Source organism: Actinoplanes sp. TFC3 (genome assembly GCF_001553785.1).
Taxonomy (GTDB): Bacteria; Actinomycetota; Actinomycetes; order Mycobacteriales; family Micromonosporaceae; genus Actinoplanes.
Genome location: NZ_LOJP01000001.1, coordinates 2,796,946 through 2,820,162 on the forward strand (window position 1 = coordinate 2,796,946; position 23,217 = coordinate 2,820,162).

A 23,217-nucleotide genomic window follows, 5' to 3' on the forward strand; every position below is an offset into this window, starting at 1 on the left:
GCTCACGCTGCATGTGGGCGCGGGTCAGCTCGGTGTGCTGCGGGCCGCGGGGCAGGCCCCGGTTCTGCTCCTGGCCCTGCTGGCCGGGGCCTGGGTGGATCGGTGGCGGACCCCGCACGATGATGGTGCTGGCCGACCTGGGCCGGGCGCTGGCGCTGGGCGTGGCCGTCGTTGCCGGTGGGCTCGGCTTGCCGGGGTTGCTGGTGATCGCGGTCGTGGCCGGGGCGTTGTCGGTGTGCTTCGACGTGGCCTACCAGGCATCGCTGGTGCGGTTCCTGCACCCCGGCCAGTTGCTGCGCGGCAACAGCGCGATCGAGGGCAGCCGGTCGGCCGCACAGATCGGCGGGCCGGCGTTGGGCGGGGCTCTGGTTTCGCTGCTGTCGGGTCCGGTTGCCGCCGGGTGCAGTGCGCTTCTGTTCGTACTCTCCTTCGTGTCGATCTTGCGAATCCGGCGCCGGGAGGTGATTCCCGCAGCGGCGGAACGCCCGCGGATCATCGAGGGCGTGCGCTTCGTGACGCGCGACCCGAGACTGCGGACCGTGTGCCTGGCCTCGGCCGCATTCCAGTTCTCGTTCGCCGCCACGATGACCGCCTACCTGGTGTTCCTGCCGCGTGAGCTGCACCTGTCCGGGGGTGTCATCGGGCTGGTCCTGGCGGCGGCGGGGCCGGGTGCGCTGCTGGGATCGCTGCTGGCCGCGCGCCTGCCGGGGCGGTTCGGCTACGGCGTGGTGCTGGTGAGCGCGGCCCTGATCGGCGACGGCGTGATGCTGGCGGTGCCGGCCGTGCGGGGTCCGGCCACGGTGACCGTTCCGGCACTGGTCCTGGTCAGCTTCGTGGCCGCGGCGGGCGGTCAGCTGGTCAACGTCATGGTCATGGCCATCCGGCAGGTCGTCACGCCGGTCGGGCTGCAGGGCCGGGTGGCCGCGACGATCATGTTCGCCGGAATGGGGATGGCCCCGCTGGGCTCGCTGGCCGGAGGCTTGCTCGCGCAGCAGTACGGCCTGCGTGCGGCCATCCTGATCGCGGCGGCCGGCATGCTCGCATCACCGGTTCTGATGTTCTGCTCGCCGCTCGCTCATCTGCCGCGATTGCTGGTGGACTCAGGGTCGTAGATGGTGACCATGAGACGTGACCGTATTGTCCTGCCCCGTGGCGCCGGAGGCGTTCCCCTCCGAGGCGCCCACCCAGGCCGCCGAGCCGCCGTTGACGATCACGTTTTCGAAGCACGGTGAGACAGCTGCTCCCGCAGTTCCCGAGAAAGTCAAGGATCTGGACGTGGCGGCGTACCCGATGCTCACGAACGACGTGGACTGACGGCGCTCAACAAGGCAGCGGTGATGGACGTCTCGCCGGTCGGGCGGTGCAACGCGCTGAGCGACAAACCAGCGGCCCGATCGTAGGCGCAATGCGGCGGCGGGCCGGCTGCGGGGAGGAGCGGGAGACCGGTCAACTCCGCCTCGGCCAGGGCGCGCACGGCCGGTGACGCACCGCCACGACCGCTGCCGGACCAGATGACGGCCTGATGCAGCCACTTCTCGGCGCGCGGATCGCCGAACTCCCGCGCGGTGCGGGCCAGCTCGGTCGCGCCGAGCACCATGGCCGGGCTGCCCGCACCGGGTCCGGCCTGCTCGATCAGCTGCGCCGCCGTGGCCAGATGTGCTTCGGCGGCGGCCGGGTCGTCGCCGACCTCGGCGCGCGCGGCCAGGGCGAACGTAGCGGCCGTGAGACCGCGGTCGCCGCTGCGTGCCTGGTCCAGCCGGGCAACCCCGCGCCGGATCTCCCGGACCAGACCGGGGACCGCGAGGCCGTCACGCTCGGCAATCAACATCACAACAATGGTGTACGTCCCCGGCTCCGGATCACCGGCCACGCACCGGACAGCGTCGCGCGCAGCCTCGTCCACGGCGTTGCCGCGCTGCAGCGTCGGCCGGGGCCCTGCCTCGAGACCGGTAAGGGTCAGCATCCCCGCCAGCACGACCACCAGCACAGCACGTGTCACGGTCGAGCAGTGTGTCGGCGCAACACCCGACCGCGACGGACTACCGGTGTGAAGACAGCTCTACGGAGTCAGCGGTGTTTACCGCGGCGGCGTCGAGGGCGGCGCCGGACTGCTACGACCATCACCACCGTGCCCACCGAAGCCACCGCCGCCCCCACCATCGCGACCTGCTTGTCCGGAACCGGCTGCCCTTCCGACTGCCGGGCGGCGTCTTTGCGGACAGCGTCTTTGCGGGCGGCGTCTCTGCGGGCGGCGTCTTTGCGGGCGGCGGGCTTCGACGGGACGGTACGCGATGCCGGGCGAGCGCTCGCGGCCGGTTCGAGGTCGGAACCGATGACCGACTGGATCCAGGCGGCGGCGGTGTCGACGCGTCCGCCCAGGTCCGCGCCGGTGTGCGGGCACGTCGGGCCCTTGCTGACCACGGCCACCACCACGACCGTTTTGCTGCCCGGCTGCTCGGTGAAGTAGGGTCCGCCTGAGTCGTGCGGGCAGGCGCTGGTATCCGCGCGGGGTTCGATGCCGGCCAGGCCCAGGGTCGTGTCGTCGATGCCGGTGATCGCGAACTCGCCGGTGCGCAGGCGCTTGGGTTCCTTGGTGGCGGTGCCGCTGGTCAGGCCATAGCCGAGCAGCCGCACGCGTTCGCCGGCTTCGGGGGCGCCGCGGCTCAGGCGCATCGGGGTGACGCCGGTGATGGGCTTGTCGAGCTGGGCGAGGGCGATGTCGTGGGTGTCGCTTTGCCGTACCCGGATGACTGTTGCTTGTTGCCCGTTGTTGCTCGTCAGATCGGCGCGGTTGACCGTGGCCGTCGTCTTCTCGGCAACCGGACGCGAGACGCGGCGTTTCTGAGCGTCACGAAAGCAGTGACCCGCCGTGAGCACCCACCGCGGCGAGATCAGGCCGCCGGAGCACGAACTGTCCCGCTCACCGCCGTCGGTGTCCGGAATGCCGGTCATGGTGAGCTTCACCGCGAACGGATAGCGGCCGTTGTCGACGCTGTCCCCGTTGGCAATGGCGTGCGCGGCGCTGGAATGCCCGAGCAGCAGCATGCCGCTCAGTAGCAGCAGCAACACCACCCGTGGCCAGCGCAGAGCATCCATTGCCGCCGACCCTAACCCCGCGGATCAAGCCGCCGGCATCACACGTCAAGCTCGGCCTCAATCCGCCGCAACTGCACACGCGCAAGCCCCAGATTGGCCCGGCTCTTGACCAGAACGAGATACAAGAAAAGCGATCCGCTGGTACGGCCGGAGCGCAGCAGCCGCAACAAGTGATACTCGCTGTCCAGCGTGATCAGCATGTCCTCGAGAGCGTCATCGGACCCGAGCATCTCCAACGTCCGCAGCTCGGCCCGCACAACATCGGTGTTCCCAGCCGCGGCAATGGTCATATCCCGCTGACCGTCCCCCGCTACGCCAAGCGTGAACCCACTGCTCCCATCCACAAGGGCGGCCCCAATGGCACCATCGATCCCCATAGCTCGCTCAAGCGCAGTATCGATGTCCACCAACAGCCCTTACCTCTCCCCAGAAACCACTTCCCACCGGCCAGCCGCCAGCCGCCGGAGCACAGCCCGCTTATCGAAGCCGCGCCGACCGCGTCGCCTGGCCTGCCGCCGCAGCATTTCCGCCAAGCCCTGACCGGGGATCCCGCACGCTGCGGCACCCCGTTGATCCCTGCCGCGTCAATTCGCCCTTGGTCCCGCCCGTCCGCGCCGAATCCGCCTCCCGTCCAACGCGGAACCAAGATCCACTCTACCAGCAAGAATGCATTCTCTTGTTACTCACATCGATGTGACGCTATCGTGCGAAATCTGATTTGCCGCTGCTGATCACCTGCTTGCGCACTCTTCTCCGTCCTGGTCCAATCGCCCACGCCTTCACCGAAATCCGGGCAATACTCACGGACCGCCGCACCACGGCGAGTGTGACAAACGACCCGATAATGGATGAGTACACCGAGTGGAACACCCAGCATTTGGCCCGCCGGCAGGTGACCGGCGCTGGGCTCTCAAGGCGGCCGCCGCCGGAGCGCTGGCCCAGTTCACGCTCGCCGAGGCCGCGTTCGCTGCTGGCGGGGGCACCGCGGGCGCGGCACGTCTGCGGTGGCTCTGGCCGGAGCCCGTGTTATCCCTTCGCGCCGCGTCAAGCAACCGAGGTCGATCGCATCACGCTGGCGCGGACCGCGGGCCCGAACGCTGTGCTGACGATACAAGGTCGCCGAGCACGGCCAGCACCTGAGCCCCCAGCCAGCGGGCCAGTCCGTCGAGGTCGGTCTCGTCACGGTGATCCAGCCACCAGATGATGCCCCCGTCGGCCAGCCCGATGATGCCGGCCACCACATGCGCAGGCGGGCGCGCGTCGTGGCCGGCCGCGCGCAGGTAGGCGGCCAGCGCGTCGCCCAGCTCGCCGACCGCCGCGGGTGAGGCGAGCCGGGCGCGGAACCGGTAGAGGTTGGGGTGGTCGACGGCCCAGATCAGCACCCGGCCGACGATGCCGTTGATGACGTCCTCGGGCTCCCCGCGCGCCTCCAGTGACGGGCGGATCCACTCGCTGAGCAGGCGCCCAGCATGCCGGGCCACCTCCTGATCGAGGTCGTCCTTGCCGGTGAAGTGCCGGTAGACGTGCGGGCGCGGCAGGCCGGCCTGGTCGGCGACCGCGCCCAGCCCGGCATCGGCCCCGTTCTCCTCGATCGCGCGGACAGCGGCCTCGACGATCACGCGCCGCCGCTGCTCACGGTCGTCGGCCGCAACGGCGGCCCGGCGGGCGGCCACGGTGTCCCGCCTGACGGTGTCCCGGCTGACGGTGTCCCGCCTCACAGACGTCATGCCGCCCAGTCTAAGCGGGGTACAGTCTGTACCCACACATCGGAGGTGGGGCATGCGAGCACTACAGGCGGCTCTCGACGGCCGTTGGGCACACGTCCGCGAGGCGGCCCGCACCCAGCTGGGCGGCGGTCACTTCGTCGCCGTGCCCGGCGAGACCCTCGATCAGGCCCGCGCCCGGATAACCCGGCTGCTGCGCGAGCTGCCCGCCGATCCCGGTGTCGCGGCCGGCTTCCCCGCCGAGTACGGCGGCCGGTCCGACCCCGGCGGCTCGGTGGTCGCCGCCGAGATGCTCGCCCAGCTCGACCTGTCGCTGATGGTCAAGGCCGGTGTGCAGTGGGGCCTGTTCGGCGGGGCCGTGGTGGCGCTGGGCACCCGCGCGCATCACGACGCCTACCTGCGCGACATCATCTCCGCCGACCTGCTCGGCTGCTTCGCGATGACCGAGACCGGCCACGGCTCCGACGTGCAACAACTGCGCACCACCTGCGAATATGATCCGCTCACCCAGACCTTCGACCTGCACACCCCGCACGAGGCGGCCCGCAAGGACTACATCGGCAACGCCGCTCGCGATGGCCGCATGGCGGTGGTGTTCGCCCAGCTCATCACCGGCGGGCGGCGCTACGGCGTGCACGCCTGGCTGGTGCCGATCCGCGACCAGCACGGCAACCCGCTGCCCGGGGTGAGCATCGGCGACGACGGGTCCAAGGCCGGCCTGCTCGGCGTCGACAACGGACGTCTCTGCTTCGACCACGTCACAGTGCCCCGCGACATGCTGCTCGACCGGTACGGCCAGGTGGCCCCCGACGGCACGTACACCAGCTCCATCGAGAACGACACCCGCCGCTTCTTCACCATGCTCGGCACCCTGGTCCGCGGCCGCGTCGTGGTGGGTGGCTCGGCGTCGGCGGCCGCCAAGAGCGCGCTGACCATCGCGGTGCGCTACGGCGAGACGCGGCGCCAGTTCACCGCCCCCGGCGAGCAGCGCGAGGTCGCCCTCAACGACTACCTGGCCCACCAGCGCACCTTGCTGACCGCGCTGGCCAAGACGTACGCGCTGCACTTCGCCCAGGACGAGCTGGTCGCTGCGCTGCACGAGGTGCAGACCGCTGACGGCCCGGTCGACGAGCGCCGCCAGCGCGAGCTCGAGTCCCGGGCGGCGGGTCTCAAGGCGGCGCAGACCTGGCACGCCACCGCCACGATCCAGGCGTGCCGGGAGGCCTGCGGCGGTGCCGGCTACCTCGCCGAGAACAGGCTGCCCGGGCTCAAGGCCGACACCGACGTGTTCACCACGTTCGAGGGCGACAACACCGTGCTGCTGCAGCTGGTCGCCAAGGGTCTGCTCACCGGCTACCGCGACGCCTTCGGCTCCCTGGACGGCTGGGGCCGCGCCACCTTCGTCGCCGAGCAGGTACGCGCCATGGTGCTCGAACGCACCGCCGCCCGCACCCTGATCCAGCGCCTGGTCGACGCCGTCCCCGGCCGCGACGAGGAGGTGGTGCTCACCGACCGCGGCTGGCACCTCGCCCTGTTCGAGGACCGCGAGAAGCACCTGCTCGACGGCGCCATCCGCCGCCTGCGCAAGGGAGCCGCCGCCAAGAAGGACCGCCCGTTCGACATCTTCAACGACGTCCAGGACCACGTCCTCGAAACCGCCGGCGCCCACATCGACCGCGTCATCCTCGAAGCCTTCGTGGCCGGCATCGACCGCACCACCGACCCGGCCGCCAAGGCCCTGCTCTCCAAGGTGTGCGACCTGTACGCCTTGAGCACCATCGAAGCCCACAAGGGCTGGCTCCTCGAACACCAGCGCCTCACCCCAGCCCGCTCAAAAGCAGTGACCGCCAAGGTCAACGACCTCCTCAAGCACCTCCGCCCCGGCCTGCCCACGCTGGTCGCCGCCTTCGCCATCCCCGACGAATGGCTCAACGCCGCCATCCTCCGCGAAGAACCAGCCCGCCAGACCATCATGGCCACCCACGACGACGAGCCCCTCGAACCCGCAACCGCCACGGCCATGGAGGTGGCGCCGGCCCAGTAAGCGTCCGAACAGCAGGCGAGCAAACCCCGCTTCCGGGGCGGGTCGGAGCCGGCATGCCTTGGACCTACCCGCGGGTGCAAGGTACTGCGGCATCGGCTGGATACCTTGATCCGATGGACGTTGCCCTCAACCGGCCCTGAGCTGAAGTACAGGCTCAGCCCAGCGGTCACGGCGGCAAGATCGAAGATCACATCGCTGGAGAAACGGCGGATGCCCGGCGGGGGTCAGGCGGCCTCTGGATCAGGACCGTTAACCGCCCGTCCTCCGTCAACAGGCAGAGTGGCGCCGTTGATGAACCCTGCGGCGGGCGACAGCAAGAAGGCGACGGCATCTGCCACCTCTGCGGGCGTGCCGACTCGTCCGAGGGGGTGCAGGGCCGCCATCTGGGCGTCGACGCCGGGATGCTCGATCCGGTACTGCTCGAACCGATCCGTGGCTATGGATCCAAGCGCGACCGCGTTGGTGCGAATGCGATCCGGGCCGTGGTCGACCGCAATTGCTCGGGTCAAGCCTTCGATGGCTGCCTTCGCCGTTGCGTAGGGCAAGGCGCCGCGGACGGGACGTTGCGCTTGGTGGGAGGAGACGTTGACGATGGCGCCGGGCCGCTGGCGTACCCGGAAGTGGTTGACGGCTGTGTGGCATCCCGTGAGGGTCAGGGCGAGATTCGCGGTGATCAGTTCCAGGATCTGCGCCGTCGAGGCGTCGGCAAGACCTGCGTCGCGGAAGATGGCGGCGTTGTTCACCCAGCCGGCGAGAGGACCGGTGGCCTCGGCGGCCGCGGCTGCTTCCCGTGCTGCCTGGGGATCGCGGGCGTCGCCAACGATGGCATTGATCCGGTCGTGCTGCCATCCGAGTGGGCCGTCCTCGACATCCAGGACGACAACCTGACCGTCAGCGGTCAGCCGCTCCACAATGGCTCGGCCGATTCCTCGGGCGCCTCCGGTGACTACGAACGATGGTCGAGTCGTCATGGTGCTACGACCTCCTGCGATGCTCCGGTGGCCAATGGGACGCCGCGGATGGCTACGGGGGGCCGCCCCACCTACCGCGGACAAACTCGGGGACGAGTTACTGGTCGCTCGCCTGTGCCACAGCGCAGCACCAAAGGGCAGCATCACAGCGAAGCGCCTCACCGAAACGCAGCGCCACAACGCCACTTAGCTGCCGTGATGGTAGCGATGAACCACGGCATGCCCCCTGCCCCGCGAAATCATCCACCGGTTGACCGGAGTGGTCAGCAGGAACGCCACAACCAGCGAACCCGCAAGCGAACCCCAGAACAGCGCACTGGTGAGCCCGGCATTCATCGCACCAGGCACCGCAACAATGAACGCGTTGTCCAACAGTTCCATGACAGCGATCGACACGGTGTCCGCGGCCAGCGCCACCTTCAGGGCGCTTCGCAGGTCGACGCCGGCGCGCAAAACCCCACGCATGGTCAAGCCGTAGCCGAACAGGAACGCCAGGGCGATCGACAGCACAACGGTCGCGGCGTTGTGCAAGCCGGCCGCCGTCCCGATCACCATGCCAAGCACTTCACCGATGGCGCAGCCCGTGAGACAGTGCACCGTCGCCGCCGCGGCCACCGCCCACGTAGCCGGGGCGGGATGCTGGGCGTGCGAGTGGTGTTCCGGATGACTCATAGGTACCTCCCCAGCCGTCAAGTTTACCCCCCAGGGGTATGAACGGCCAGGCGCAAAGCATTCCCGCCCGCGTATACCGACCCACCACCGCGGCGATTTCCTCGGGGTGCCGACGCGACCGAACGGGCTTTGTGTTCGTACCGCAGCGCCTTGCAGCTGATCGATGGCCGTGGCGACTACGTGCTGCGCGGCTCGCGGGTTCAGCTACGAAGCGCCGGATCCGGCTTACCCCCACGAATGACAGACATCGACTAGCGTGCAAGTGTGACGCACGCGGGGATCGACACGTCAACGGCGCATCCGGCGCGCCGGTACAACTACTGGCTCGGCGGCAAGGACAACTTCGCCGCCGACCGGGAGTCCGGCGACGAGATAGAACGCCGGTTCCCGGGGATGCGCGCCGGGGTGCGGGCCAACCGTGACGTGCTCGGGCGCATGGTGACGTACCTGGCTCGCGACGCCGGTATCCGGCAGTTCCTGGACATCGGCACCGGCCTGCCCACCGCCGACAACACCCACGAGGTGGCCCAGCGCCTCGCCCCGGACAGCCGGATCATCTACGTGGACAACGACCCGCTGGTAATGACCCACGCCCGCGCGCTGCTGGACGGCTCCCCGCACGGGCGCACCGGTTACGTCGAGGCCGACCTGCGCAGCCCGGAGACCATTCTGGACGACCCGCAGGTACGCGAGGTGCTCGACCTCGCCCAACCGGTCGCCTTGATGCTGGTCGCCGTGCTGCACTTCCTGCCCGGCCAGGGCGAGGCGAAGAAAGCCGTCGACCACCTGATGCAAGCGTTGCCGTCGGGCAGCTATCTCGCGTTGACCCACGTCACAGTGGACTTCATGCCGCCCACCGATGCTCAGGGGTACCTGGCCATGGTGGAATCCGGGCGCCTCGACATCTGGCCGCGCCCCGAAGCCGAGGTGCAGGATCTGTTCGAGGGCCTCGACCTGGTCGAACCCGGCGTAGTGCTGGGCACTCGATGGCGACCGCAGCCGGGTCAGGAGGAAGCCGAGGCGCGGCTGGTCAGCTTCTATGCGGCGGTCGGGCGCAAGCCGTAGTAGCCGTACAAATGCTCGCAGAATTCACCGGGGGCCATCGAGCTCGGGTCGTACAGGGGGGCGTCGGCCACCTGGGCGCTGGACTGGCCGATGCGGATGCCGCTGCCGCTGACCTCGTGGACGGCTTCCAGGGGGATGAACGACGGGGTGGCACCGAAGCCGGTCACGCCGCCGTGCTCCACGCTGATCAGCCGGAAACGCGGGCCGGGCGCGTCGACCAGCAGATCCTCCACCGTGCCGAGGGCGTTGCCGTCGCGGTCGGTCACCCGCAACCCGAGCATCCGCCCCGGCCCGGCAGGCCGCCGGCTCGTCTCCGTGAATTTGATCATCACTGTCCTCCCCTCGGCATACCGAGAGCTACCCGCGAGGCGCCAAGACAAACGCCACCCGGCGCGCCTGACCCGGCCGCGCCCGTCGATCAGGCAAGATCTCCAGGTGCACCTGGATGACGATCTCGACACCTCGATCCTCACGCCGCGTCAGCGGTCCGTCCTGACGGTCATCCGCGACTGGGCGAACCGATACGGTTACTCACCGTCCACCCGCGAGATCGGTGACGCGATCGGGTTGGCCTCCACGTCCTCGGTGAGCCGGCATCTGCGGGTTCTGGAGGACCTTGGTTTCCTGCGGCGCGGACGATCGGTGACGCGCCCTGTGGACGTACGGACATTTCTTGATTCGGACAATGCTCCCCGGGCCGATCCCTCCACGGTGAGCGTGCCCCTGGTCGGCAGCATCGCCGCCGGCGCCCCGATCCTGGCCGAGGAGACCTCCGAGGAGGTGCTGACCGTCTCGCGTGACCTGGTCGGACGCGGCAGCGGCACCCTGTTCAGCCTGCGCGTGCAGGGCGATTCGATGGTCGACGCGGCGATCTGCGACGGCGACATCGTGGTCGTGCGCCAGCAGCCGGACGCCTGCAACGGCGACATCGTGGCCGCCATGATCGACGAGGAAGCCACCGTCAAGGTGTTCCAGCGCCGCCGCGGTCATGTGCTGCTGGAGCCGCGCAACGCCGCCTACGAGCCCCTCGACGGCGACCGGGCTGTGATTCTCGGCAAAGTCGTGTCCGTGCTGAGGCGTATTTAAGGGCGCGGGGTGCACGGCTTGCATACGGTATGGCGGTGACTTCCGAGCAGTCCCGAGACTCAGGGCAGATCACCCGGTGGGCGCGGCCCACGGAACCGGGGATCTTCCCGGAGCAGCCCGACGAGTTGACCCACTTCATGATGGTCTACAAGTTCGGGCTCGCCGAGATCGAGACGAAAATCAAGATCCTGGCCGAGGAGTTGGCGCACAAGGGCCGGGGCAACCCCATCGAACATGTCAGCCCGCGCCTCAAGACCCCGGTCAGCATCGCGGCCAAGGCCCGGCGCATCGAATGCCCGCTGACCTTCGACGACCTGCGCTCGCGCATCCGCGACATCGCCGGCATCCGCATCGTGTGCAGCTTCGTCTCGGACGTGTACACGGTCGCCGACATGCTCACCCGCCAGCCCGACGTCAACCTCGTGCTGACCAAGGACTACATCGACAAGCCCAAGACGAACGGTTACCGCAGCCTGCACCTGATCGTGGAGATTCCGGTGTTCCTGTCCGACCGGGTGGTCGCGGTGCCGGTCGAGGTGCAGCTACGCACGGTGGCCATGGACTTCTGGGCCAGCCTCGAACACAAGATCTACTACAAGTACGACCCGGACATTCCGCCCGCCCTGCGCGATGAACGGCCGGCCGCTGCCGAGGACGCCGCCCGCCTCGACAAGCGCATGGAACGGCTGCACCACGAGATCCACGGACCCAGACCTCAGCCCTGAAGCTCGGCGGCCATCGCCGCACACACGGGCTCGACCTGCGCAAACGTCTCCCGGATCCGCTGCAGAGCCGGTCCGGGTTCAGCCAACTGCCCGGCGCGCGCCGCGTCCTCGATCCCGGCGAACAACTCACTCATGGCCAGCGCCCCGATGTTCGTGGCCGACCCTTTCAGAGCATGAGCCTGATCTCGTACGGCCACCACATCGCCGGCCTCCCACGCCACCGCCAACTGCTCCATCCCCGGCGGAGTCTTCTTCACGTACGACCCGAGCACCCGGGCCAGCAGAGCGCGCTCGGACTCCCCCGGCTGCGGCCCGGTGATCTCCTCGAGGCGGGCCTGGATGCCGGCACGGTGGTCGTCGCTGCTCACCAGTCGTCGTCCGGCACCGGGGTGGCGCGGGGCAGCAGGCTGCGCAATGTGCTGGCGAGTACGTTCGGGTTCACCGGCTTCTCCAGATAAGGAGCATCCGGTTGCACAAGCCCCGACGACAACGCGACGTGCCGCGGGATGCCGCTGGCGTAGACGACCTTGATGCGCGGGTAGGCGGTGGCCACCCAGTGCCCGAGTGACCCGGGCACCTCCCCCGGCAGCGAGAGATCAGCGATCAGAATGTTGATCCGCCCGGACCGCTCCTGACAGATGGTGCGGGCGGTCCGGGTGTCCGGAGCCGTCAGCACCTGAAAGCCCCGCCCATCGAGCGCATGGGCCATGATGTCCCGGACATCCTCATCATCCTCGACGACGAGCACCACCGGAAGCGAAAGCCCCGAAACGTCACTCATATCCCATACCCCCCAACCAAGGCTAGACCAAACCCCCGGCTGGCGGGCCGCATCGCCCCTTTAGCCCGCTCAGCGCCTTGCTGCAACACCCTCAGCGCCGGATGTCGGTGCGGCGGCGCTCACACCTCGATGTGCGACCCCATGATCACCGTACGATCGCGCGGCAGCCGGAAATACTCAGCCGCATCAGCAGTGATGTAGGACGTAGCCACGAACAAGTGCTTGCGCCACACCGCCATCGTCGGTTCCGTGCCCAGCCTGAGCTCGATTTTGGACAGGAAGTACGACGCCTGCTCCAGGTCCAGGTCGCCCTCCGTGGTGTCAGGGTGGAGTTGACGCAGCGCTGCCAGCACGTCCGGCGTCTCCATGTAGCCGAAGCGGGCGATCACATGGACGATGCCGTCGTCGGCGTAGCCCAGGTCGTCGACCACAATGCGGTCCTCGGCCGGGATGCGGGGGACGGTTTCGGTTTGCAGGGACATGATGATGACGTGTTCGTGGCGGACGTGGTTGTGTTCGACGTTGGCACGCATGGCCAACGGTGCCGTCAGTTTGCCGCGGTTGAGGAACACCGAGGTGCCCGGCACCGTGCTGGTGGGCAGGCGGTGGGTGCGCAGGTCCTCGATGAACCCCGGCAGCGAGCCTTCACGCCGTTCGCGTTCGGCGGTCACGATCTGCCGGCCGCGCTGCCACGTTGTCATGAGCGTGAAGGCGGTGAGCGCGATCAGCAGCGGCAGCCAAGCCCCGTGCGCCAGCTTGGTGAGGTTGGCCGCGACGAACAGCAGGTCCACGGCCAGCAGGATCGCGGCCCCGGCGCCCATCAGCCACAGCGGAGCCTTCCAGCGCTGGTGAGCGACGTAGAAGAACAGCAGCGTGGTGATGGTGATCGTGCCCGTCACGGCCATCCCGAACGCATAGGCCAGCGCCGCCGAGCTGCGGAAGGCGAAGACGAGAGTCAGGACCGAGACCATCAGGAGCCAATTGATCCACGGTACGTAGATCTGGCCGATCGACGACTCGGAGGTGTGCGCAATCCGCAGTCGCGGCAGGTAACCGAGCTGCGCGGCCTGCGACGCCACCGAGTATGCCCCGGTGATCACCGCCTGCGACGCGATCACGGTCGCCGCGGTGGCCAGCAAGACCAACGGCAACCGCCCCCACCCCGGTACGAGCAGGAAGAACGGGCTGCTCACATGGGCCGGGTTCTGCAGCACCAGGGCACCCTGGCCGAAGTAGCTCAGCGTGCACGCGGGCAGCACCAGCAGCAGCCAGCCCCTGACGATCGAGCCGCGCCCGAAGTGGCCCATGTCGGCGTACAGGGCTTCGGCGCCGGTGACCGAGAGCACGATCGCGGCCAGGGCGAAGAACGCGATGCCGAAATGCCCGGACAGAAAGCTGAGCGCGTACGTGGGGGACAGCGCCTTGAGAATTGCCGGGTGCGCGATGATGCCGCCGATGCCGGCCGCCCCGATCACCGCGAACCAGCAGATCATCACCGGGCCGAAAACCCGGCCGACGGCGGCCGTTCCGCGCCGCTGCACCAGGAAGAGCGCGACGATGATGACCGCGGTGATGGGGACGACGGCCTCCCCCAGCGACGGCTGCACGACCTTGAGGCCCTCGACCGCTGACAGCACCGAGATGGCCGGGGTGATCATGCTGTCGCCGAAGAACAGCGACGCCCCGAAGATCCCCAGCGCGGCCAGCACCAGGGCGGCCTTTCGGCCCCGGCGTTCGGCGCTGCCGCGCAGCAGGGCGATCAGGGCCATGATGCCGCCCTCGCCGTGGTTGTCGACGCGCGTGGCCAGCAGCACATAGGTCACGGTCACGATGATCATCACCGACCAGAAGATCAGGGACACCACGCCGTACACGTTGGCGTCACTGACCGGGACCGGGTGCGGATCGTCGGGATTGAACACCGTCTGCAAGGTGTAGATCGGGCTGGTGCCGATGTCGCCGAACACCACACCGAGCGCCCCGACCACCACGGCGAGCCGTGCGCTGTCCCCTGCATGCTGCCGACTCGTCACAGATGTCCCTCCGCTGCCCGAGCGCGACACTACGCCGCCGTGATCTACTCCGCCCGGCAATCACTCTGAGTCAGCGCACGGCTACCAGCACCGTGTCGTCGCCGGTATGGCTCCCCTACCCACCGCCCATCCCGTTTCGTCCGAGTTTGCTGTTTGCCCACCGGACCCGCCGCAGGCTGGCTATGGTTCTCGTGATCGGCCCATCCAAGGTCGCATCAGGACCCGCCGCCTTCGAGGTCTCAGTCCGTCGCGCGGGCCTTATTCCTTCGTCTTCTCGCCGTCCCGGCATGACACTGCCCTGACCGGGGACAGCGCCTCCGGGCGGCGCGCCGCGCCCGTGGATCGCGGGCGCGCAGCATCGTCCTCATGCCAGGGAGTTCCACGTGTTCGGAAAGAAACTCGTCAAAGAGATGATCGGCCGCAGTGCGGAGAACGCGACCGACCGGCGCCGGTTCCTGCAGAGTGCCGGAGCCGTCGGGCTCGGCGTCGTCGGCGCCGGCCTGCTCAGCGGCGGCGCGTCCGCCGCGCCTGACGAAAGCCTTGCGGCGCAGGAAGAGGCCGCTGTCACCGCCGCGCCGAGCGACGGCGCGGTGCTCAACTTCGCCTTGAACCTGGAATACCTCGAGGCGGAGTTCTACCTGCACGCCGTCAACGGCGAGGGCCTGGCCAGCACCTTCACCTCCGGCAAGGGAACCCTCGGCGGGGTGACCGGCGGACGCAAGGTCACCTTCGAAACGGCGGCGGTCCGCCAGTACGCGCAGGAAATCGCCAACGATGAACGCGCCCACGTGAACTTCCTGCGCGGGGCGCTGGGCAGCGCCGCGGTGGCTCGCCCGGCCATCAACATCCGAGACAGCTTCACGGCCGCCGCGCGAGCCGCCAAGCTCATCGGCGCGAACGACACCTTCGACCCGTACGCCAATGAGAACAACTTCCTGCTGGCGGCGTACCTGTTCGAGGACGTCGGCGTCACCGCGTACAAGGGTGCCGCGCCGCTGATCAGCAACAAGACGTACCTGGAAGCAGCGGCCGGCATCCTCGCCGTGGAGGCCTACCACGCTGCGACGATCCGCACGTCGCTGTTCGAGAAGGGCCTGAGCGAGCAGGTGCAGAAGCTCTCCGACGCCCGCAACGCCCTCGACGGTGCGGCCAACGACGACCAGGGCCTGATGATCAACGACCGGGCGAACATCAACCCCACGAACAAGAGCGGCATTGCCTTCAGCCGTACGCCCGGACGGGTCCTCAACATCGTCTACCTGAACCCGGGCAAGGTCAGCAAGGGCGGCTTCTACCCCAAGGGTGTCAACGGCTCCGTCCGCGTCAGCGGCTGATCCGAGTCTGGCCGAGGTCCGCCCCGACACCGGGGCGGACCTCACTCGTATTGAAGGGGGCCTCGCCCGTGACCCAACTCTCCGAACAGCCCCGCGTGGCCGGAGCCGGCGTCGCCACCGGGCGCAAGACCCGGCTCGTCACCGCCTTGGGACCCGCGTTCGTCGCAGCGATCGCCTATCTCGATCCCGGCAACTTCGCCACCAACTTCGCCGGCGGCTCCAGCACCGGATACCGCCTGGTGTGGGTGATGGTGCTGGCAAACCTGGTGGCGATGCCCATCCAGTACCTGTCGGCCAAACTGGGCGTGGTCACCGGACGCAGCCTGCCCCAGCTGTGTCACGAGACGATGACCCGCCGCGCCCGTTGGCTCATGTGGGTCCAGGCGGAAGTCGTCGCCATGGCCACCGACCTTGCCGAGTTCGTCGGGGCAGCCATCGGGTTGAACCTGTTGTTCGGCATGCCGCTGCCGGTGGCGGCCGTGGTCACCGCGGTGCTCTCGTTCACCGTCCTGGCCTTCCAGCGCCGCGGGCACCGGCCCTTCGAGGTGGCCATCGGGTTCCTGCTGGCCCTGATCTGCGCCGGTTTCCTGTACCTGACGCTGCGCATCCCGCCCTCCGGCTCCGGCGTCCTGACCGGGCTGGTGCCCAGCATCGGCGGCTCGGACACCCTGCTGCTCGCCGTCGGCATCATCGGGGCAACCGTCATGCCGCACGCCATCTACTTGCACTCCGGCCTGATGAGCAAGCGAGCTGCCGCGGCCGGCGCCGGCGATCCGGCGCAGCTGCTGCGCTACACCCGAGCCGACATCGGCATCGCGATGAGCATCGCGGGGCTGGTCAACCTCAGCATGCTGGCAATCGCGGCAAAATTGTTCCATCAGGGGCCTGGGACACCTGCGATCGCCCTGCAAGCCGTGCACAGCCGGCTCGCCGAGACCGTCGGGGGCAGCGTCGCACTGGCATTCGCCGCAGCCCTGCTGGCGTCCGGCATCTCCTCCTCCAGCGTGGGCACCGCCGCGGGCCAGATCATCATGGATGGCTTCCTGCGGCTGCACATCCCGGTGTGGCTGCGCCGCGCCGTCACCATGAGCCCAGCCGTGATCCTGCTGGTGTGCGGCGCCGACCCGACCAAGGCCCTGGTCCTGAGCCAGGTGACGCTGTCGTTCGGCATCCCGTTCGCCCTCGGCGCGCTGCTGTGGCTGACCAGCCGGCGCGACATCATGGGCCCGTACGTCAACACCACCGCCACCAAAGCCGGCATGGCGATTGTCGTAGCCGTGCTCGGCGGCCTGAACATTCTGCTACTGGCGCAGCAGTCGTTGTCCTGGCTGGGCTTCTGAGCCGGCACACCGGTGCCGCCACGGTGGTGTACTCGAGGACCTGGCCGCCCCGAAAGCATGCGATCGCCGCAGCGTTCGAGATGCGCGGCCGCTGAGTTCTCCGGCCATCGAAACTCCTCGTCCACCGACTTCGTCCCCCGGTGGGCAGGTCACAGGCCCGTCCGCCGGCGTTCAGGGCCGGTATCGGTAGCCCATTCCCGGTTCGGTGAGCAGGTGCCGGGGGTGGGCCGGGTCCGCTTCGAGTTTGCGGCGCAGGCGGGCCATGTACTGGCGCAGGTAGTTGGTTTCGGTGGAGTACTGCGGGCCCCACACATCGTGCAGCAGCGTGCGCTGGCTGAGCAATTTGCCGGGGTGGCGGGTGAGGTGTTCGAGCAGTTGCCACTCGGTCGGGGTGAGCCGGACCGGTGGCGGCGGACCAGTGATCGTATGGGTACCCAGGTCTATGGTGTGCTCGCCGATCGTCACGGTGGCCGCGGTGTCTTCGCTGGGCTGGCTGCGCCGGGTGACCGCGCGGATGCGGGCGAGCAGCTCGTCGATGCCGAACGGCTTGGTGATGTAGTCGTCGGCTCCGGCGTCGAGGGCCTCCACCTTGTCCTGACTCTCGGTACGCCCGGACAGCACGATGATCGGGATCGCCGTCCAGCCGCGCAGCCCGCGGATCACCTCGGCTCCGGGCAGGTCGGGCAGGCCGAGGTCGAGCACGACCAGGTCGGGGTGAAAGTTCGCGGCGGCCTGCAGGGCTGAGGTGCCGTCCGCGGCGGTATCGACCTCGTAGTGGCGGGCACGCAGGTTGATCCGCAGCGCCCTGACGATCTGCGGCTCGTCGTCGACCACCAGGATGCGGGTCACGGGGTGAGCGCCGGGGGCAGCGGCAGCGTAAGCACCATGGTGAGACCTCCTCCGGGTGTTTCCTCGGGTCGCAGCGTGCCGTTCATCGCCTCGATGAGCCCCCGGGACAGGGCCAAACCGAGCCCGGCGCCGGTGTGGTTGTCACGGTCGCCGAGGCGCTGGAAGGGCAGGAAGACATCGTCCCAGCGGTCCTCGGGCAGGCCCGGGCCGTGGTCGATGACGCGCAGCTCAACTGTGCGTCCCAGGGCGCTGGCGGTGATGATGGGCGGCCGGTCGGCGGGGCTGTAGCGCTGGGCGTTGGTTACCACGTTGACCAGGATCCGCTCCAGCAGACCCGGGTCGGCGAAGAGATAGGGCAGCCCTTCGGGGACATGGACGATGACCGTACGCCCGGCAGGGCCCAGATCGTCCAGGGCGCGCGGGACCACCTCGTCGGCACCCACCGCGATGGGGTGCACGCCGAGCGCGCCGGCCTGCAGGCGGCTCATGTCGAGCAGGTTCATCACCAGCCGGGTCAGCCGGTCCAGTGACTCGTCGGCGGTTTCCAGCAGCTCCGCGCGGTCCTCGTCGTCGAAGTGGACCTCATCGCTGCGCAGGCTGGCGACCGCCGCTTTCGCCGACGCCAGCGGCGTCCGCAGGTCATGGCTGACGGCGGCCAGCAAGGCGGTGCGCATCTTGTCCGCTTCGGCCAGCGGTTTGGCCGTTGCCGCCTGCGCTGTCAGCCGCTCCTGGCGCAGCGCGATCGCGGCCTGGGCGGCGAACGCTTCCACGATGCGCCGGTCGCTGGCCGCCAGCGTCCGCCCCTTGAGCAGCATGGTCAGCCCGTCATCGACCTTGATCTCGGCGTCGGCGTCGGCGGTTCTGGTGCAGGCCGGCGTGCCGACCCCGGCGACGAGGACACCGCGCTCCAGCATGGTCACCGAGTCGAGCGCGAAGGTCTCCCGCAACCGTTGCAGCAGAGCCATCAGGGGGCGTTCACCGCGCAGCACGCTGCCGGCCACGGTGGCCAGGGTTTGCGCGTCGGCACCGGCCTGCGCGGCCTGGCGGGTCCGGCGGGCGGCGGTGTCGACAACCCAGCTCACGGCCAGGGCCACCACCACGAAGATGGCCAGGGCCAGCAGGTTGGTGCCCTCGGCGATGGTGAAGCGGCGCACCGGCGGGGTGAAGAGGTAGTTGAGCATCAGCGAACCGGCGACCGCGGCGAGCAGCGCCGGCCACAGCCCGCCGATCAGCGCCACACCGATGACGGCGACCAGGAACAGCAGGATGTCGTTGGTCAGCGACAGACCCGGGCCGATGCTCAGCAAGGCGGCCAGCACAGGCAGTCCTGCCGCGACGGCCACGAACCCGGCGATGCGCCGGCGCCGGGACAGCGCTGCGGGCAGCTTGCGGCCCCGCCGTCCCGCGCCCGCACGTTCATGCGGGACCAGGTGCACGTCGATCGTGCCGGACAGCGCGGTGGTGGTGACGCCGACGCCCGGGGTGAGCAGTTGGGCGAGCCGGTTGCGACTGGAGGCGCCGAGCACGATCTGGGTGGCGTTCACCGCCCGCGCGAAGTCCAGCAGCGCCTGCGGGATGTCCGAACCCACCACCAGGTGGTACGAGCCGCCGAGGCTTTCCGCGAGGACCCGTTGCTTGGCCAGCCGGGCCGGGTCGGCGCCGTTCAGGCCATCATTGCGGGCAACGTGTACGGCCATCAAGTCGGCGCCCTTGTTACGCGCGGCAATGCGGGCTGCCCGGCGTACCAAAGTTTCGCCTTCAGGCCCGCCGGTCAGCGCGACCACGACGCGCTCGCGGGTCTCCCACGTCTTGTCGATCTTGTTGTCGGCCCGGTACTTGTCGAGCTGGTCCTCGACCTTGTCGGCCAGCCACAGCAGGGCAAGTTCGCGAAGAGCAGTCAGATTTCCGGTACGGAAGTAGTTGCCGAGCGCCGCGTCGATCTTCTCCGGCCGGTAGATGTTGCCGTGCGCCATCCGCCGGCGCAGCGCCTCGGGGGTCATGTCGACCAACTCGACCTGCTCGGCGGCGCGCACGATCGCGTCCGGCACGGTTTCGCGCTGCTCGACGCCGGTGATCTGGGCGACCACGTCGTTGAGCGATTCGAGGTGCTGCACGTTGACAGTGGTCAGCACGTCGATCCCGGCATCGAGCAGCTCCTGCACGTCCGCCCAGCGCTTGGCGTTACGCGCCCCGGGAACATTGGTGTGGGCGAGCTCGTCCACCACCACGAGCTCGGGTTTGCGGGTGAGGATGGCGTCGAGGTCCATCTCGGTGAAGCCGGCACCGCGGTAGCGCATCTCGGTGCGCGCAACGACTTCCAGGTCACCGATCATGGCTTCGGTGTGCCGGCGCCCGTGCGTCTCCACCAGGCCGATGACCACGTCGGTGCCGCGCTGGGCGCGCCGGTGCGCCTCCTCCAGCATCGTGTACGTCTTGCCGACCCCCGGTGCGGCGCCGAGGTAGATCCGCAGTTCCCCACGTGCCATGCGCTATCAGGTCCGGTCCAGAGCCAGGTTCAGTTCGAGGGTGTTGACGGCGGGCTCGCCCAGCAAGCCGAGGGCGCGGTCGTCGGTGTGCTGCTTGATCAGGGTACGGACCCGGTCCTCGGTGAGGGCGCGTTCCCGGGCGATCCGCGGGATCTGCAGCGCGGCGTACTGCGGGCTGATGTGCGGGTCGAGGCCACTGGCACCGGCGGTTACCGCGTCGGCCGGGACTGCCGGGTGGGCCGGCGCCGTACCCCTGATCGGGGTTATCACGCCGCCGAGGGCCTGGTAGTCCTCGCCGATCTTCGCGGGCTCGACGGTCACCCCCGCGTAGCCGGCCAGAAACGGGGTGCTGGTCTGGTTCACCGACACCACACGGGTGACCGGGCCGGCGAAGCCGTCGCGGTGGAACACGGCCAGCACCGCTCCGACGCCGTCCGCGGTGCAGTACGGGCGGCTGCCGTCGACACCTTCGAGCCGGCCCACCGCGAGGCTGCGCGCGCAGACCTGGGTCAGCAGGCTGGGCGAGGCGTCGCCGGGGTTGCCGGACAGGGTGTCGACGACGCTTTCCGGGCCCAGGTTGCTGGCCGAGGTCGCCGTGGGGTCGTAGCCGTCGCCGGCTGCGGAGGGCCGGGACTGGAAGTAGCGCGGGTCGGGGTTGCCGTCGGCATCGGTGAAGGACTGACCGATCAGTCTGCTGCCGACAACCGTGCCGTTGACGTGCAGCAGCGAACCGTCGGCGCGCCCGGAGAGTCCGGGCAGGCGGCCGGCGGCGACCAGCAGCAGCGGGTAGGCCAGGCCCAGCAGCACGGTGAAGACGAGCAGGGCACGCAGTGCGGCGAGGTGCTGCGAAATCCAAGAAGGCAGTCGCATGAGTCTCAGATCCCTGGGATGAACTGGATGAGCAGGTCGATGAGCTTGATGCCGAGGAACGGGGTGATGACGCCGCCGAGGCCGTAGACGAGCAGGTTGCGGCGCAGCAGGGCGGCGGCGCTGGAGGGCCGGTACCGCACGCCGCGCAGGGCGAGCGGGATCAGCGCGACGATGACCAGCGCGTTGAAGATGACAGCGGACAGGATCGCCGAGCCCGGTGAGTGCAGCCGCATGATGTTGAGCGCGTCCAGGCCCGGGTACACCCCGGCGAACATGGCCGGGATGATCGCGAAGTACTTGGCGATGTCGTTGGTGATGGAGAATGTGGTCAGCGCGCCGCGGGTGATGAGCAGTTGCTTGCCGATCTCCACGATCTCGATCAGCTTGGTCGGATCGGAGTCGAGGTCGACCATGTTGCCGGCTTCCTTGGCCGCCGAGGTACCGGTGTTCATGGCCACGCCGACGTCGGCCTGCGCGAGAGCGGGAGCATCGTTCGTACCGTCACCGGTCATCGCGACCAGCCGCCCGCCCTGCTGTTCCCTTCTGATCAGCGCGAGTTTGTCCTCGGGGGTGGCCTCGGCCAGGAAGTCGTCGACCCCGGCCTCCGCCGCAATGGCCTGAGCCGTACGCGGGTTGTCACCGGTGATCATGACCGTGCGGATGCCCATCCGGCGCATCTCGTCGAAGCGCTCGCGCATGCCGCTCTTCACGACGTCCTTGAGGTGGATCACGCCCAGCACGGTGCGGCCGTCGGCAACCACCAGCGGAGTGCCGCCGCTCGCGCTGATCTCCTCCACGATCCGCCCGGTCTGCTCGCTGGCCGAACCCGCCCACTTGAGCACCGCTGCCGCCGCGCCCTTGCGGATCTGCCGGTCGCCGAGATCCACGCCGCTCATCCGCGTCTGCGCCGTGAAAGGCACAAACGTCGCGCCCCCGATCAGACCAGGTTCCACTTCCCGGAGACCGAATTCATTCTTCGCCAGTACGACCACAGAGCGGCCCTCCGGCGTCTCGTCGGCCAGGCTCGCCAGTTGCGCCGCCTCGGCCAGGTCTTTCGCGCTGACCCCCTCCACGGGTACGAACTCGGCTGCTTGCCGGTTGCCGAGCGTGATCGTGCCCGTCTTGTCCAGCAGCAGCGTGCTGACGTCACCGGCCGCCTCGACCGCGCGGCCGCTCATCGCGAGCACGTTGCGCTGCACCAGCCGGTCCATGCCGGCGATACCGATCGCCGACAGCAGCGCGCCGATCGTCGTGGGAATCAGGCAGACCAGCAGCGAGACCAGCACGATGCCGGTGACGCCGTGCCCGTCGATCGCCGCGGTGTCCGGCGCGGCGGCCTGCCACTGCTTGGAGAAGATGGCCAGGGGCTGCAGCGTCACCACCGAGAGCAAGAAGATGATGGTCAGCGCGGCGAGCAGGATGTTGAGCGCGATCTCGTTCGGCGTCTTCTGCCGGTTCGCCCCCTCGACCAGCGCGATCATCCGGTCCACGAAGCTCTCCCCGGGCTTCTGGGTGATCCGCACAACGATCCGGTCGGACAGCACCTTGGTGCCGCCGGTGACCGCCGACCGGTCGCCCCCGGACTCGCGGATCACCGGCGCGGACTCCCCGGTGATGGCCGACTCGTCAACGCTGGCAATGCCCTCGATCACGTCACCGTCGCCCGGGATGATCTCGCCGGCCTCGACCACCACGGTGTCGCCCTGCCGCAGCTCGGGTGCGGGTACCTGCTCCGCACGCCCATCCCCGGTGAGCCGCCGGGCGGTGATGTCCTTCTTGGACTGTCGCAGCGTCGCCGCCTGGGCCTTGCCGCGGCCCTCGGCAACAGCCTCGGCCAGGTTGGCGAACACCACGGTCAACCACAACCAGACGGTGATGATCCAGGCCAGCGTGCTCGGCTGCGCGATGCAGAGCACGGTGGTGAACACTGCGCCGGCCTCGACGATGAGCATGACCGGGTTGTGCCACAGCGTGCGCGGGTCGAGTTTGCGCAGCGCGCCGGGCAGAGACTTCCACAGTTGCCGGGGATCGAGCAGGCCGCCCTGGACGGTTCTGCGCGCTGCCGCTGGGGCGGCGGGTTCCGCCGGGCGTTCCATCAGGTCGGTCATGCTCGGTCCCTCGGCTTCAGAATCGGGGCGGTC

The 23,217-nt window shown here is 69.1% G+C and carries 22 protein-coding genes; 8 read left to right on the forward strand and 14 right to left on the reverse strand.

The features are described 5' to 3' along the window. Positions 1-119: 119 nt before the first annotated feature. Both TFC3_RS12415 and TFC3_RS36985 read left to right on the forward strand, forming a co-directional pair. Positions 120-1,112 (forward strand): MFS transporter, encoded by a 993-nt coding sequence (locus TFC3_RS12415; protein ID WP_201787149.1) that lies wholly within the window; start codon positions 120-122, stop codon positions 1,110-1,112. Positions 1,113-1,128: 16 nt separating this feature from the next. Further along, positions 1,129-1,314, forward strand: a complete 186-nt coding sequence (locus tag TFC3_RS36985) for a hypothetical protein (RefSeq protein ID WP_153040205.1) — start codon at positions 1,129-1,131, stop codon at positions 1,312-1,314. Here TFC3_RS36985 and TFC3_RS12420 read toward each other — a convergent pair. The 4 genes from TFC3_RS12420 to TFC3_RS12435 all read right to left on the reverse strand — a co-directional run bounded on the left by TFC3_RS12420 (position 1,295) and on the right by TFC3_RS12435 (position 4,823). Continuing rightward, entirely contained in the window at positions 1,295-1,999 is a 705-nt protein-coding gene (locus TFC3_RS12420; protein ID WP_153040206.1) for a hypothetical protein, read from the reverse strand. The two genes, TFC3_RS36985 and TFC3_RS12420, sit on opposite strands and share 20 nt — an antisense overlap. Positions 2,000-2,067: 68 nt before the next feature. After that, positions 2,068-3,096 (reverse strand): trypsin-like serine protease, encoded by a 1,029-nt coding sequence (locus tag TFC3_RS12425; RefSeq protein ID WP_067499327.1) that lies wholly within the window; start codon positions 3,094-3,096, stop codon positions 2,068-2,070. Between the two features lie 38 nt (positions 3,097-3,134). Continuing rightward, the gene (locus TFC3_RS12430; protein WP_067499329.1) at positions 3,135-3,506 is read right to left on the reverse strand and encodes a hypothetical protein; all 372 of its coding nucleotides are present in this window, start codon (positions 3,504-3,506) and stop codon (positions 3,135-3,137) included. Between the two features lie 657 nt (positions 3,507-4,163). Further along, complete coding sequence (locus TFC3_RS12435) at positions 4,164-4,823, reverse strand: TetR/AcrR family transcriptional regulator (RefSeq protein WP_161952586.1); 660 nt, start codon at positions 4,821-4,823, stop codon at positions 4,164-4,166. A 52-nt stretch (positions 4,824-4,875) separates the two neighbouring features. On the opposite strand from TFC3_RS12435, the gene TFC3_RS12440 reads away from it, so the two are divergent. Continuing rightward, positions 4,876-6,864, forward strand: coding sequence for an acyl-CoA dehydrogenase (locus TFC3_RS12440; protein WP_067499331.1), 1,989 nt, complete (start codon positions 4,876-4,878; stop codon positions 6,862-6,864). A gap of 224 nt (positions 6,865-7,088) precedes the next feature. Here TFC3_RS12440 and TFC3_RS12445 read toward each other — a convergent pair whose 3' ends face one another. Continuing rightward, entirely contained in the window at positions 7,089-7,835 is a 747-nt protein-coding gene (locus tag TFC3_RS12445) for an SDR family NAD(P)-dependent oxidoreductase (RefSeq protein WP_067499333.1), read from the reverse strand. A 186-nt stretch (positions 7,836-8,021) separates the two neighbouring features. Then, the gene (locus tag TFC3_RS12450; RefSeq protein WP_067499335.1) at positions 8,022-8,507 is read right to left on the reverse strand and encodes a DUF4396 domain-containing protein; all 486 of its coding nucleotides are present in this window, start codon (positions 8,505-8,507) and stop codon (positions 8,022-8,024) included. A gap of 264 nt (positions 8,508-8,771) precedes the next feature. Between TFC3_RS12450 and TFC3_RS12455 the strand changes: the two genes are divergently transcribed. Continuing rightward, positions 8,772-9,572, forward strand: a complete 801-nt coding sequence (locus TFC3_RS12455) for an SAM-dependent methyltransferase (protein WP_067499336.1) — start codon at positions 8,772-8,774, stop codon at positions 9,570-9,572. Here the strand turns inward: TFC3_RS12455 and TFC3_RS12460 are convergent. After that, on the reverse strand, positions 9,545-9,901 hold the full coding sequence (locus tag TFC3_RS12460) for a PRC-barrel domain-containing protein (RefSeq protein WP_067499338.1): 357 nt from the start codon (positions 9,899-9,901) through the stop codon (positions 9,545-9,547). The two genes, TFC3_RS12455 and TFC3_RS12460, sit on opposite strands and share 28 nt — an antisense overlap. A 106-nt stretch (positions 9,902-10,007) precedes the next feature. Between TFC3_RS12460 and lexA the strand changes: the two genes are divergently transcribed. Beyond that, a complete protein-coding gene (gene lexA / locus TFC3_RS12465) occupies positions 10,008-10,658 on the forward strand; it encodes a transcriptional repressor LexA (RefSeq protein WP_082772009.1) in 651 nt (216 codons plus the stop codon). Between the two features lie 35 nt (positions 10,659-10,693). Further along, complete coding sequence (locus tag TFC3_RS12470) at positions 10,694-11,383, forward strand: GTP pyrophosphokinase family protein (protein WP_236718094.1); 690 nt, start codon at positions 10,694-10,696, stop codon at positions 11,381-11,383. On the opposite strand, the gene TFC3_RS12475 is transcribed toward TFC3_RS12470, so the two are convergent. The 3 genes from TFC3_RS12475 to TFC3_RS12485 all read right to left on the reverse strand — a co-directional run bounded on the left by TFC3_RS12475 (position 11,374) and on the right by TFC3_RS12485 (position 14,197). Then, positions 11,374-11,751 carry an Hpt domain-containing protein gene (locus tag TFC3_RS12475; protein WP_067499342.1) on the reverse strand — a complete coding sequence of 126 codons (378 nt, stop codon included), beginning with the start codon at positions 11,749-11,751 and terminating at the stop codon, positions 11,374-11,376. The two genes, TFC3_RS12470 and TFC3_RS12475, sit on opposite strands and share 10 nt — an antisense overlap. Continuing rightward, the gene (locus TFC3_RS12480; RefSeq protein WP_067499344.1) at positions 11,748-12,164 is read right to left on the reverse strand and encodes a response regulator; all 417 of its coding nucleotides are present in this window, start codon (positions 12,162-12,164) and stop codon (positions 11,748-11,750) included. The genes TFC3_RS12475 and TFC3_RS12480 overlap by 4 nt, the downstream gene beginning before the upstream one ends. Before the next feature lie 119 nt (positions 12,165-12,283). After that, complete coding sequence (locus tag TFC3_RS12485; RefSeq protein WP_201787150.1) at positions 12,284-14,197, reverse strand: potassium transporter Kup; 1,914 nt, start codon at positions 14,195-14,197, stop codon at positions 12,284-12,286. Positions 14,198-14,580: 383 nt separating this feature from the next. On the opposite strand from TFC3_RS12485, the gene TFC3_RS12490 reads away from it, so the two are divergent. After that, positions 14,581-15,531: a ferritin-like domain-containing protein gene (locus tag TFC3_RS12490; protein WP_067499348.1), complete on the forward strand. Its 951-nt coding sequence runs from the start codon at positions 14,581-14,583 to the stop codon at positions 15,529-15,531. Between the two features lie 68 nt (positions 15,532-15,599). Further along, positions 15,600-16,871 carry an Nramp family divalent metal transporter gene (locus TFC3_RS12495; RefSeq protein ID WP_236718095.1) on the forward strand — a complete coding sequence of 424 codons (1,272 nt, stop codon included), beginning with the start codon at positions 15,600-15,602 and terminating at the stop codon, positions 16,869-16,871. Positions 16,872-17,042: 171 nt separating this feature from the next. Here the strand turns inward: TFC3_RS12495 and TFC3_RS12500 are convergent, their stop codons facing one another. From TFC3_RS12500 to kdpB, 4 genes are read right to left on the reverse strand one after another with little or no spacing between them, the layout of a single operon-like run. Further along, the gene (locus TFC3_RS12500) at positions 17,043-17,720 is read right to left on the reverse strand and encodes a response regulator (RefSeq protein WP_067499350.1); all 678 of its coding nucleotides are present in this window, start codon (positions 17,718-17,720) and stop codon (positions 17,043-17,045) included. Continuing rightward, the gene (locus tag TFC3_RS12505; protein WP_067499352.1) at positions 17,717-20,206 is read right to left on the reverse strand and encodes a sensor histidine kinase KdpD; all 2,490 of its coding nucleotides are present in this window, start codon (positions 20,204-20,206) and stop codon (positions 17,717-17,719) included. The genes TFC3_RS12500 and TFC3_RS12505 overlap by 4 nt, the downstream gene beginning before the upstream one ends. Positions 20,207-20,212: 6 nt before the next feature. Then, positions 20,213-21,076, reverse strand: coding sequence for a potassium-transporting ATPase subunit C (locus TFC3_RS12510; RefSeq protein ID WP_067499355.1), 864 nt, complete (start codon positions 21,074-21,076; stop codon positions 20,213-20,215). A gap of 5 nt (positions 21,077-21,081) precedes the next feature. Beyond that, entirely contained in the window at positions 21,082-23,184 is a 2,103-nt protein-coding gene (gene kdpB, locus TFC3_RS12515) for a potassium-transporting ATPase subunit KdpB (protein ID WP_067499356.1), read from the reverse strand. Positions 23,185-23,217 lie beyond the last annotated feature (33 nt).